The organism is Sphingomonas sp. SKA58, from assembly GCF_000153545.1.
Classification (GTDB): Bacteria; Pseudomonadota; Alphaproteobacteria; order Sphingomonadales; family Sphingomonadaceae; genus Sphingobium; species Sphingobium soli.
The window spans coordinates 115,114-127,133 of sequence record NZ_CH959309.1 but is presented as its reverse complement, the minus strand read 5'-3'; the positions used below and the strand labels follow the sequence as shown (position 1 = coordinate 127,133).

Here is a 12,020-nt window from a genome sequence, read left to right as displayed (position 1 = left end):
TGGGGATATGCCTCGCACCATAACCAGCTCGATGCTTCACGGCGGGCCACTGCGCATCTGGTCGGCACTCACCGATCCGGATCATCGCCGGGCGTGGAGTCCGCTCGTATTTCTCGATGATCCGTCCCGGCTCGGCGACACAGAATGCACCTTTGCGATCCAGGGCATCACCCGGCCAATTCGGACGCCAGCACGGATTGATCGATTCGATAAACCGCACGCCTTCGCTTGGTCCTGCGGCATCCCCTATCTGTTCACGCTCGAAGAGCGGTACGAGCTGGCGGGGGACGATGGCGGCACCAGGCTAACGCATAGCTGCACGCTGCGCGGGGCGCTCTCCCTGCCGTTCGCGGCGATGATGTTGCGCCGCCTGCGATCCCTGATGGTCGAATCTGACGATCGCCTCGCAACCTATCTCCGCTGGCGGGTAGGTCAGCCTGCCCGGGCTATCAATCGTCAGCGCGTCCCCTTCCGCTGCAGGAGGAAGGCGCGATGATGATGCACTGTAAGCGGGTGCTGCCCGCCGTCATCCTCGTTGTCGGGCTCGCGGCGTGCTCGGAAAGAAAGCCGCCAGCCCCGCCAACGGAGCAGCAGATCCATTCGTCCGACAGCGCCGTGGCGACCGGGGAAATGGGGCGGCATAGATATCGCTGTTCCGACGGGGAACCGCTGTTCGTCGATTACAAGGACAACGGCCTGCAGATCGATTTGCGGCGCTCCAACGGGGGACCGCCGATGATGCTGACCGCGCCAGCGCAGGGCCTGCAATATGTCGGCGAAACAGCCACCGCGACCTTCAAGGGGTCGCAGCTCACCATCGTGGAAGGCGATGGCCGTACCCGGATCTGCGAGCAGGAAGGCACGCGATGAACTGCCCTGCCTTCGAACGCCACAGGGCGCTTCGTCGGAAGAGACCGATGTCTGACACGTCGATTTCAAATGTGACAACCTTGTGCGGCCTGAATCGGGCCGGTCTGGCGATCGCGCGCCTCGGCGTCGTTCTCGTCTCCGGGGCGGTTATAGGGGCGTGTAATCCAGCGCCGACCCAGCCTACCGAGCCGGCGCATGAAAAGCATCTGACGTCGAAACTAATCGCGCAGCGCATCATGTACTGCGACGACGGCACACGCGCCGATGTCGACTTCATCGATGACGGCTTGAAAATGGCCGTCACCTGGCTGCCGAAGGGCAGGACCGAGATCCTGCGCGCGCAGCGAACCGGTGACGAGTTTCGCGGCGACCATTCGCGGGCTGTCGTGGCGGGCGGATCGATCGCGTTCACGCGACGCGGGAAGATCCGCGTCTGCCACCGAACCCCGGAGGAGTCCTAGGAAATGCAGGCACTGCTCTATACGCTTGCGCCTGTGCTGGCGGTCGTGCTCGGCGCGATTGTCGCGAGCCGCACCAAGTTGAAACCTGGCCTCGTGGCGGGCCTACAGCATCTCGCTGCCGGCGTCGTGTTCGCGGCGGCAGCGACCGAAATCCTGCCGCAGGTCAAGCATGAGGCATCGCCCAGCGCGACGTTGATCGGCGGGGCGGCGGGCGTCGCGACCATGCTGGGGCTCAAGGCTCTTGAGGCCCGCTTCAAGGGGCCGATGGCGCTACTCGCCGCGATCGGCATCGACATTCTGGTCGACGGCCTGGTGCTCGGCCTCGCTTTCGTGGCGGGCGAGAAGGCAGGTCTCCTGCTGACGATCGCGCTCACTCTGGAAGTGTTATTTCTGGGACTGACGCTGACCGACGAGCTGGCGGAAACCTATCGCTCGCGCTTGCGCATCATCGTGATCGTCTCGGCATTGGCCCTGCTGCTGCCGATCGGCGCGCTCGCTGCCGTGCCGGTCGCCGCGCTGTCGCCGGTGATGATCGCCGGCTTCCTCAGCTTCGGGCTGATGGCGCTGCTCTACCTCGTCACGGAGGAGTTGCTGGTCGAGGCGCACGAGAAACCCGACACCCCGCTCATCAGCTCGATGTTTTTCGTCGGCTTCCTGGCCCTGCTGACACTTGAGGAGATGATGGGATGATCCCGGGCAACGACAACAATGGCGGGCAGGAGCGCCGCACACTGTGGATCGTCCTGCTGCTGAACGCGGCGATCGCTGCGGGCTTCTTCGTTTCCGGCTTCTTCGCGGACTCGAGCGCGCTGATCGCCAACGGCGTCGACAACCTGTCCGATACGGCTGTGTATGCGCTGAGCCTTGTGGCGCTCACCCGGGGCCAGACATGGAAGACACGCGCCGCGGTCGCTTCGGGCGTCATGCTGCTGATCTTCGCGGGCGGCATCTTGATCGATGTCGGACGGCGCTACGTGCAGGGCAGCGAGCCCATCGGACCTACCATGATGGTCATGTCCGCGATCGCCGGCGTCGTGAATTACCTCTGCCTGCGGCTGCTCCAGCGCCTCAAGGATCCGGACGTCAATCTCCGGGCCGCAACCACCTTCAGCTTCAACGACTTCATTTCCAACGGCGGCATCCTGATCGCCGGCGTGCTGGTGCTGTGGTTGGGTACCAATTGGCCGGACCTGCTGGTCGGCTTCGCCACCGCCATCATCGCCATCAAGGGCGGTGTCGAAATCCTGCGCGACGCGCGCGCCGAAACCAAGAAAAGCGAAAGGAGGTCGTCATGAACGACAAGCTCGAACTCGACATTCCAGTGTTGTTGCCGGACCTTCCTGACGCGGCCGATGCCTGCCTGGACCGTCTCGTATCAACCCTGTCAAAGCGCGAAGGTGTCGAGCGGGCGCATGTGATCTGTCTCGACGGCAACACGCCAGCGGCGCTGTGCATCCATTTCGATGCCGCCAAGCTGCCGCTGCCACGGTTGCGCGAAATGGTGCGCGCCGCAGGTGCCGAAATCACCGAGCGCTACGGCCATGCGATCTGGCAGGTGACGGGGATCAACCACGAACGTCGGGCGCGCACGGTCAGCGATGCGCTGTGCGCCTTGCCCGGCGTGGTCCAGGCAAGCGCCAGCACCAGCGGGTCTGTCCGGGTCGAATATGATCGCCGCGAAACCACCGAAGAGGAGGTGCGCGCTGCGCTTCGCAAGCTGAAGGTGAGGGTGGGCAAGCGGGTCGCTGCCGATGAACATGCCGGCCACGACCACGGCCCCGGGGGCCACGGCGCGGGCGAAGAGAAGCACGGCCCCGGCGATGGCCACGACCATAGCCACGCCGAATTTCTCGGCCCCAATACCGAGCTGATCTTCGCGCTCGCCTGTGGCGCGCTGCTGGGGATCGGCTACGCGATCGAGAGGCTGGTCGCTGGCGCGCCCGAATGGCTGCCGACCGCCTGCTATATCGCAGCCTATTTCTTCGGCGGATTCTTCACGCTGCGCGAGGCGATCGACAACCTCCGGATGAAGAAGTTCGAGATCGACACGCTGATGTTGGTCGCTGCGGCCGGCGCCGCTGCGCTGGGCGCATGGGCCGAAGGTGCGCTGCTGCTGTTCCTGTTCAGCCTCGGCCATGCGCTTGAGCATTATGCAATGGGCCGCGCCAAGAAGGCGATCGAGGCGCTGGCGAAGCTCGCGCCCGAAACCGCGACCGTGCGACGCGGCGGGCAGACCAGCGAAATCCCGGTCGAGCAGATGGTCGTCGGGGACATTGCCATCGTCCGCCCGAACGAGCGCCTGCCTGCCGACGGCTTCGTCATCAAGGGCACCAGCGCGATCAACCAGGCCCCGGTCACGGGTGAAAGCATCCCGGTCGACAAGGTGCCGGTCGCAGATGCCGCAGCGGCACGCGCCAAGCCCGATGCAGTCGACGCGGAAAGCCGGGTTTTTGCTGGTACGATCAACGGCGGCGGCGCGATCGAGATCGAGGTGACACGCCGTTCCAATGAAAGCGCGCTTGCCAAGGTCGTGAAGATGGTGAGCGAAGCGGAGACGCAGAAGTCGCCGACGCAGCGCTTCACCGACCGGTTCGAACGGATCTTCGTGCCCGCCGTCCTGGTCCTGTCAGTGCTCCTGCTGTTCGCATGGGTGGTCGTCGACGAGCCGTTCCGCGACAGCTTCTATCGCGCGATGGCGGTGCTGGTGGCGGCAAGCCCGTGCGCGCTCGCGATCGCAACGCCGAGCGCGGTCCTGTCGGGCGTTGCCCGTGCAGCGCGGGGCGGCGTGCTCGTGAAGGGCGGTGCACCGCTCGAAAACCTCGGGTCGCTCAAAGCGATCGCTTTCGACAAGACGGGCACGCTGACCGAAGGTCGTCCGCGCATCACTGATGTCGTGCCCGTCGATGGCGCCGATGAAGGCGAGTTGCTGGCGCTGGCTGTCGCCGTCGAAGCGTTGAGCGACCATCCCCTGGCCCAAGCGATCGTCAAGGACGGCCGCGAACGTCTGAACGATCGTGCCGTGCCGACTGCCGGCGACCTCAAGAGCCTGACCGGTCGGGGCGTCACCGCGAGCGTGGATGGCGAGACGGTGTGGATCGGCAAGGCCGAGATGTTCGGAAGTGAGGGCATTCCGGCGCTGGGGCAGGGCGCGCAGGACGCAATCGCGAAGCTGCGCGAGAACGGCCGCACGACAATGGTGGTCCGCAAGGGGGACCGCGACCTGGGCGCGATCGGCCTGATGGACACGCCTCGCGAAGCTGCCAAGACCGCGTTGCGTCGGCTGCACGAGATGGGCGTGTCGCGGATGATAATGATCTCCGGCGATCACCAGAAAGTCGCCGAAGCGATCGCCGACGAAGTCGGGATCGACGAAGCGTGGGGCGACCTCATGCCCGAAGACAAGGTTGCCGCGATCAAGAAGCTCGCCGGCGAAGACAAGGTCGCGATGGTGGGCGACGGCGTGAACGATGCGCCGGCGATGGCAAGCGCCACGGTCGGCATCGCGATGGGCGCGGCGGGGTCGGACGTTGCGCTGGAGACAGCCGACGTGGCGCTGATGGCCGACGATCTGGCGCACCTGCCATTCGCAGTCGGTCTTAGCCGCCATACCCGTGGAATCATCCGGCAGAACGTCTTCGTCAGCCTGGGTGTCGTCGCCTTCCTGGTGCCTGCTACCATCCTCGGCCTCGGCATTGGGCCAGCGGTGGCGGTTCATGAGGGATCGACGCTGCTCGTCGTCATCAATGCGCTCAGGCTGCTCGCCTACCGCGATCCGGCAGGGAAGGCGGCATGAAGTGGCTGATCGCCTTCGACCTCGACGGCACGCTTGCCGAGAGCAAGCGGCCGTTATCGGAGGATATGGCCGCAATCCTCGCCCGATTGCTCGCCATCACGGATGTGGCGGTGATCTCGGGCGGGGACTGGCCGCAGTTCGAAAAGCAGATCGCCTCGCGCCTTCCTGCCGGCGTCGCGCTCGACCGTCTCTGGTTGATGCCGACCACAGGCACGAAACTCTATCGGTTCATCAATGGCGCTTGGCGCGCGGTCTATGCCGAACTGTTCGACGACGCGGAGAAGGCGAAGATCCGCACGGCCTTCGATCAGGCGCTGACCGATGCCGGTCTCGCCGACGAACGTATCTGGGGCGAACGGATCGAGGACCGGGGCAGCCAGATCACCTTTTCGGGCCTGGGGCAGGCAGCGCCGCTGAAGGAAAAGGAAGCGTGGGATCCTGACCGAAAGAAGAGGACCGCGTTGCAGGCCACGTTGCGCGCGAAGCTGCCGGAGCTCTCGATCAATCTCGGTGGCACGACATCGATCGACGTGACCAGAGCAGGGATCGACAAGGGCTATGGCCTGAAGCGCCTGAGTGCCGAGAGCGGTGTCCCGCTCGACGGGATGCTGTTCATTGGGGATGCGATATTCCCCGGTGGGAATGACTATCCCGCTGCTGAAATCGGCCTCGACACAGTGAGGGTGCGCGACGTCGCGGAAACCACCGCCGTCGTGACCGCCATCATCGCGTGTCTGCACCGATAGGATCAAGATACATGGTCGGCTCCATCGCGGAATGCCGCATTGTCAAAGCTCTGGCTTCTGTCGCTTAGGGCAGCGCTTCCTAAAACGAAAAGAAGGCAATGTGCGCGTCTCCGCGAACAAAGCCTCCAGCGATCAATCTAAGAGATTCCGCCGCGCTTCTCAATCGTAGGGGGCGTTTGCGGGAGGGGGCGGAATCCTACGCTAAGGATTTGGGCCAGCGATATTCCCCGGTTAGATTGATGTGTTCCCATCCCAACGGCGAGACGTGGGCGAGTAGATCAGGCGCGATATGGGTACCGCTGGCGGCCCGGGTATTGACGACCTCGCCGAGCTTCATGGTGTTCCAGAATATGATGATGGCGGCGAGCAGGTTCATTCCGGCGATGCGATAGTGCTGGCCTTCGCCGGATCGATCCCGGATTTCACCTCGGCGGTGGAAGCTGATGGCGCGCTTTAGGGCGTGGTGGGCCTCACCCTTGTTGAGGCCGATCTGAGCCTGGCGCTGGAGGCCGGCATCAAGAATCCAGTCGATCATGAACAGGGTTCGCTCGATGCGGCCCACCTCTCGCAATGCGAGGGCCAGCTCATTCTGGCGCGGGTAAGAGGCGAGCTTGCGAAGAATCTGGCTGGGGGCGACGATCCCCGCTGCGATCGTCGCCATGATGCGCAGGATGTCGGGCCAGTTGCGCTCGATGAGCGGTTCATTGATCTTACCTCCGACCAGCGCTCGCACATTGGCCGGCGTCGCGTTGGGCGTGAAGGCATAGAGTCTTTTCTGAGGGAGATCGCGGATACGGGGGGCGAACCTGTAGCCGAGCAAGGCGCAGGCGGCGAACACATGATCGGTGAAGCCGCCCGTGTCGGCAAAATGCTGGCGAACGCGGCGGCCCGCGTCATTCATGAGCAGCCCGTCCAGGATATAGGGAGCCTCGCTGACCGTTGCCGGGATCACCTGGGTTGCGAACGGCGCATATTGATCGGACACATGGCTGTATCCCTTGAGGCCCGGGACGTTGCCATATTTCGCGTTGATCAGATTCATCGCCTCGCCCTGCTCGGTAGCAAGGAAGAACTGCCCGTCGCTGGATGCCGATTGCCCTTGTCCTCAGAAGGCGGCCATGGGCAGGGCGGCGTGGGCCTCCACGATCATGGCGAGCGCCCGATCATAGGCGCTGCCTTCGACATGCCAGCGCGCGATCCGCAGCAATTCCCAGAAGCTGTGCGTGTTGGTCGCCGCCGCCATCTTGCGCAAACCGAGATTGACGCCTTCCGCCAGCAACACGTTCATCAGGCCGATCCGGTCGCTGCAGGGCGCGCCGGTGCGCAGATGCGTGAACGCCTCGGAAAATCCGGTTCGCTCATCGACTTCCAGCAACAGATCGGTGATCCTCGCGGGCGGGAGCTGTTGATAGAGATCGAGCACGAGATCCTCGGCCCCTTCGGGCGTGTCGGCCCTCAGCTTGTCGATGTGCAGCTTGCCGTTCTCGATGATGCCGCCTGGGATCGTGCCGGTTCGCGCCGCGCGGCCAAACTCCTTCAGCCGTGTATCCAGTCGAGCCCTGCGCTCGGCCAGCCATTCGCCGGGTCGCAGCGGCACGGCGAGCCGCGCGGTCTGCTCTATCGCCTGTGGCGGGACCAGAAGCTGCTTGAGGTCGCCATAGCGGCGCGATCCCGCCAACCATATGTCACCGGACCGGAAGGCGTCGCGGATGTGGAACAGCACCGCGATTTCCCAAAGCCGGTGGTCGCCGCTGGGCTCAGCGCGAAGATGACGATGCCATTTCGAGTTGGGACGTAGAAAATCCACCGGCGGATCGACCTTGATCCCGTTACGCAGCATCGCAACGGCCGCCAGAAGAGGCGTGGCGATCGGCGCCGCCTGCATGTCGAGCAGGCGCAGCATCCTGGGCGCGTAGAGGCGGAAACGGTGATAGCCGTCCAGCACACGGCTGAGCGGGTCGGCCGCGAGCACGTTGGTCAGCGCGGAGGCCGTGGCGACAAGGGTTCTGAACCGTTCCCAGCCAGGCCCGGTGGCGATTATCCCGTCCAGGGCCGTGCCATCGTCCTGCGCTCCAAGCAAAGCACCACCGATTTCGGCAAAGGACTTCAGCGTGTCCCGAACGGCCGCCTTTTCGTCGGCGATCCTGGTGTTGCAAAGGCGTTCGGAGGCCCGATAGAGACGGCCTACGATGCGATCGTGGGTCTCCACGATGACATCGGCCAGCGATGACCGCCATTCCAGGGTGCAGACAGCGAGGATCGCAAGCCGCCTGTCTTCGGGCAGATCACGCATGCCGTCGGCGTAATAGCGCTCGCCCTGCCGGCGAAGCCGGGTCACACGATGCGCCGGCACGCCGTCCAGCAAATCCGCCGGAAGATCGAACCTTTGAAGATATTCCAGTCGATCCATCAGCCGGTTAGCGGCTGCTGAATTTGCGCCAACCTCGAACTGTCGCAGCCATACGAAGCGCGTGACGCGACCATCCACCGTATCCTCCAACAGGTGAGCCAAATTCTCGCTCAGGGTTGGCGTGATGCGATGGGCGATAAGATCCTCGATCCGGCGCTCGGCCTCAACCAGCGCATCGGCGCAAAGGCGCTCGATCGTCGAGGAGCCGGGAAGGATCGTGCGGGTGCGGCGACACTCCGCAACGAAGCGACGGGCAAGATCCTCATTCGATGTCGCCGCCTCGGCTTCCCGAGCGATCCATTCGCGCAAATCCCGTGCGCCCCGCCCCGAAAAGGAGCGATAGCCGTAGATTCGGCGAAGGTCCGCCAGATGCTCGTGCCGGGTCTCCTCGCGCGCGGCATAGAGGAGTAGATCGTCGCTGGTCAGGCCGAGCTGGGCCGCGACGAAATCCGATACCTGCGCCGGGATCAACTCGCCAGGAGCGAGCACCCGGCCCGGGTAGCGCAGGACGCACAGTTGCAGCGCGAAGCCAAAACGATTGTGGGCGCGCCGGCGCTGGCGGATATGCCCGAGATCCTCATCGCTGAGGGTATAGTGCCGCAGCAGCTCACCTTGATCGACCGGCGGGTGAAGCAGCGCCTCGCGCTGTCGATCGGTCAGGGTCACGCGACGCGGCATACATGCTCCTTATTCTTTCCGAGCTACGGTTTGAGATAGCTTGATTGAGATGCTGGTTAAGATACACAATAGCCCAATCTTATGTGCTCATGTTCGTCACCGCCTCAAACCTTCGTTTGTGATCCATGCTGATCGGCTACGCCCGCGTGTCCAAAGCCGACGGCTCGCAGTCGCTCGACCTGCAGCACGATGCCCTTCGCGCTGCAGGTGTCGAGCCAGGCAATATCTATGATGATCGTGCATCCGGTAGCCGTGATGATCGCCCCGGTCTTGCCGCCTGCCTGAAATCGTTGCGCGACGGCGATGTCCTCATCGTTTGGAAGCTCGACCGGCTCGGCCGAACGCTCACCCACCTGGTCAGCACGGTGCAGAATCTGTCGGATCGCGGTATCGGTCTGCGGGTGCTCACCGGCAAGGGCGCGCAGATCGACACCACGACGCCATCGGGCCGGATGGTGTTCGGCATTTTTGCCACACTGGCGGAGTTTGAGCGGGATATGATCCGCGAGCGCACCATGGCTGGCCTGGCCGCTGCCCGCGCGCGGGGACGCAAGGGTGGCCGCAAGTTCGCCCTCTCCAAGGCCCAGGTGCGGCTCGCTCAGGCTGCTATGGCCCAACGCGACACGTCCGTTTCCGACCTCTGCAAGGAACTCGGGATCGAGCGCGTCACTCTCTACCGCTATGTCGGTCCCAACGGGGAACTCCGGGATTACGGTCAGCGCGTGCTTGCTGCCAAAACGCGATGATGATGACGGGAGCCCCGATCAAACTTACCCAAGCGGACGCCGCAGACGTTGCAGACCTGTACAACCGTTGCAGCGACTATTTCCTGTTGCAGGACGGGGCCGCGCCCACGCTGGACGATGCTCGCGAGCTTTTCTCCGATGTGCCGCCCGAAAAGAGCGCCCACAATCAAGCTGTCCTGGGATGGAAGGGGCCTGGCGGCCTATATGCAATCGCGGCCATCCTCCGCGATTATCCGCGTGATGGCACATGGTATCTCGGCTTCATGATCGTAGATGCCGCACAGCGTGGTCGTGGCGTCGGACGCTCAATTTACTCGACGGTCGAAAGCTGGGCCGCTGCGAGAGGTGCCACAGAGATTCGGTTGGCCGTGCTGGAAGCGAATGAAGCGGCAGAGCGATTTTGGCGTTCTCTCGGCTTCATTGAGTATCGGCGCGTTGGGCCAGACACCTTCAAAATGCGTAGCCATCGCCGGATAGAACTGAGCCGTCGCCTTTCTGGCGCGACCGTAGAAGGCAGCAACAAGTAAGATCTCGCGCCGGCTATCTGGGCGAGCTTGGCGTAGGATTCCGCCCCCTCCCGCAAACGCCCCCTTAGCTGGCCGTTTTTCGACGACTATCGAACCGCGGTGAAAATCCAGAGCGCGGGTGCTGCCGCCTTCGCGCTCTATTTTTTGATGCTCGGCTCACCCACTGCGGCGATAGCGTGCCTCATTTCATGTTCGCAGCTCGCATTTCCGCGTCAGTGCGTGATCGCTATGTGGTGACGAGGCTTTACGGCGCTAGTCTGATTTTGATGGCTTTTCTGTCGGTTGTGACCTGGCACGGTCTCCCCTCAGCTCTGGCGTTCACGGGCAGTTCGTTGGGCAGCTTCGCACGGCTCCAAACCTCGACTACGCGGATGAAAGGCCTTTTTCTCGTAGGGGCCCCATTCTGGCTCGTCCACAATATGATGGTCGGAGCTTTGTTCGCCTTGGGCACTGATTTGGTATCCTTGGTCTCGAACCTCGCGAACCTGATGAAGTTCGTTGTCCGGAATCGAAATCCTTTGTTGTCGATCTCTGTTTGGAATACGCTGATCAGCACATTCATCCCGGCACCAACGCGTTTGAAGCGGACCGGATGACAGAGTTTCGCGCGACGATGGAATGAGGGTGGCTCCTTCCGGAAGTGAGCAAAACAGCGGATGGCGCCGCGCCGCAATTCGCGATTTCAACGAGGACGCCGAAGGCGTTCCGGATGTTGTTGATCGGGATCGATCCCGGGACCGGTCGCGCTACGCGTAGCCCCTGGCCGCCGCCTGACTTGGCTGGGGCCATGCCTAGATGCCATCAGTTCCGGTCGAGGTCGAAATGAAATTGTCAGCAGAGTGGGGCCTTTGCCAGGTCTGGTGGATTCCGGAAAGGCCGCCACAGTCTTTCGCTCCCGTTGATGATGGCGGGGCTTAGGGGTGCGGCAGGGAGCACTGGAGTAGGCTGGAAAGGCGCTTTCTCCGGAGCTGCAGGCACCGCCTGCTCCGCCTGCCCGGGTGGCATCTGTTGCGACCGAAATGGCAGCCCGCAAGGAATTGCTCGTGAGATACGAGGGAGATAGCGAAGCGTAAATTCGTCGGACGAACCTTCGACGACCTTCTTCTATCGCCAACGTAGCCGTTTTGCGCGGCTAGCTGGACGTAAAGCGCTTGTCCTCAGGGGTTAAGGCCTGGTTCCAGACTACGTTTCATAAACACGAAAGTCGTGCCCTGGATCGTTACGTACGAGTAAGCCCGGCCTTCAGACACCTTGCCCGAAAAACTTCGGCTGCGAACACTACGTATACCGAGCTTGGACCCGGGACCATAGTCCTGTGGGCGAAGAAACAAAATCTTCCCCTCGAGAAATCGAGCAGCAGTTCTCAACGCTCACTCAAGGAGTCAAGATGATGATGAAGAAGTCCATCATGGTGGCGCTGGCCGGAATCTCGATGCTCGGCGCCTCTCCGCTATTCGCGCAAGGTATCGGCCACACCTGGTTCATGCGCGGTTCGATCGTCGACACGGGCAGCAACGGCACGGTCGTCTGCATCGGAAAGGCCGATGGCGCCGAGGTCGGCCAGAAGCTCGAGGTCTATCGCGTCGTGACCCATCCGGGTCCGTCCAAAGGCGTGGCGCCGACTTATCACCGCCAGCTCATCGGCCATGTGACGATCGATCATATCTTCGATGATCACTTCGCGCACGTGTCCGTCGCCGACGGTACGCCTGCCAAGCACGACATCGTCGAGCTTCGCAAGAACTGACGAGCCGGTGGCCCGCCGGCACAAGCTGCCCGGATGCGAGAC

11 protein-coding genes and 1 pseudogene are annotated in these 12,020 nt (G+C 63.2%); 11 read left to right on the top strand and 1 reads right to left on the bottom strand.

Going from position 1 to position 12,020, the window contains the following annotated elements:
• Positions 1-7 precede the first annotated feature (7 nt).
• The 7 genes from SKA58_RS18765 to SKA58_RS18735 are packed head-to-tail and all read left to right on the top strand — an operon-like array spanning position 8 to position 5,870.
• Positions 8-496, top strand: a complete 489-nt coding sequence (locus SKA58_RS18765) for an SRPBCC domain-containing protein (protein ID WP_013849881.1) — start codon at positions 8-10, stop codon at positions 494-496.
• Positions 493-870, top strand: a complete 378-nt coding sequence (locus tag SKA58_RS18760; protein ID WP_009824022.1) for a hypothetical protein — start codon at positions 493-495, stop codon at positions 868-870. Before SKA58_RS18765 ends, SKA58_RS18760 begins: the two co-directional genes overlap by 4 nt.
• A gap of 47 nt (positions 871-917) precedes the next feature.
• Entirely contained in the window at positions 918-1,331 is a 414-nt protein-coding gene (locus SKA58_RS18755) for a hypothetical protein (protein ID WP_004212881.1), read from the top strand.
• A 3-nt stretch (positions 1,332-1,334) separates the two neighbouring features.
• The gene (locus tag SKA58_RS18750; protein ID WP_004212882.1) at positions 1,335-2,021 is read left to right on the top strand and encodes a ZIP family metal transporter; all 687 of its coding nucleotides are present in this window, start codon (positions 1,335-1,337) and stop codon (positions 2,019-2,021) included.
• Positions 2,018-2,626 carry a cation transporter gene (locus SKA58_RS18745; protein ID WP_004212885.1) on the top strand — a complete coding sequence of 203 codons (609 nt, stop codon included), beginning with the start codon at positions 2,018-2,020 and terminating at the stop codon, positions 2,624-2,626. The genes SKA58_RS18750 and SKA58_RS18745 overlap by 4 nt, the downstream gene beginning before the upstream one ends.
• Complete coding sequence (locus SKA58_RS18740; protein ID WP_004212886.1) at positions 2,623-5,124, top strand: heavy metal translocating P-type ATPase; 2,502 nt, start codon at positions 2,623-2,625, stop codon at positions 5,122-5,124. Before SKA58_RS18745 ends, SKA58_RS18740 begins: the two co-directional genes overlap by 4 nt.
• The gene (locus SKA58_RS18735; protein WP_004212890.1) at positions 5,121-5,870 is read left to right on the top strand and encodes an HAD-IIB family hydrolase; all 750 of its coding nucleotides are present in this window, start codon (positions 5,121-5,123) and stop codon (positions 5,868-5,870) included. The genes SKA58_RS18740 and SKA58_RS18735 overlap by 4 nt, the downstream gene beginning before the upstream one ends.
• 196 nt (positions 5,871-6,066) lie before the next feature.
• Here SKA58_RS18735 and SKA58_RS18730 read toward each other — a convergent pair.
• Positions 6,067-8,958, bottom strand: a pseudogene (locus SKA58_RS18730) (Tn3 family transposase).
• A gap of 125 nt (positions 8,959-9,083) precedes the next feature.
• Between SKA58_RS18730 and SKA58_RS18725 the strand changes: the two are divergent.
• The 4 genes from SKA58_RS18725 to SKA58_RS18710 all read left to right on the top strand — a co-directional run bounded on the left by SKA58_RS18725 (position 9,084) and on the right by SKA58_RS18710 (position 11,978).
• On the top strand, positions 9,084-9,704 hold the full coding sequence (locus SKA58_RS18725; RefSeq protein WP_008832583.1) for a recombinase family protein: 621 nt from the start codon (positions 9,084-9,086) through the stop codon (positions 9,702-9,704).
• The gene (locus SKA58_RS18720) at positions 9,701-10,231 is read left to right on the top strand and encodes a GNAT family N-acetyltransferase (RefSeq protein WP_007686150.1); all 531 of its coding nucleotides are present in this window, start codon (positions 9,701-9,703) and stop codon (positions 10,229-10,231) included. The genes SKA58_RS18725 and SKA58_RS18720 overlap by 4 nt, the downstream gene beginning before the upstream one ends.
• Positions 10,232-10,419: 188 nt before the next feature.
• Complete coding sequence (locus SKA58_RS20600; RefSeq protein ID WP_009824019.1) at positions 10,420-10,827, top strand: YgjV family protein; 408 nt, start codon at positions 10,420-10,422, stop codon at positions 10,825-10,827.
• A 791-nt stretch (positions 10,828-11,618) separates the two neighbouring features.
• Complete coding sequence (locus tag SKA58_RS18710) at positions 11,619-11,978, top strand: hypothetical protein (RefSeq protein WP_009824018.1); 360 nt, start codon at positions 11,619-11,621, stop codon at positions 11,976-11,978.
• Positions 11,979-12,020: the final 42 nt, after the last annotated feature.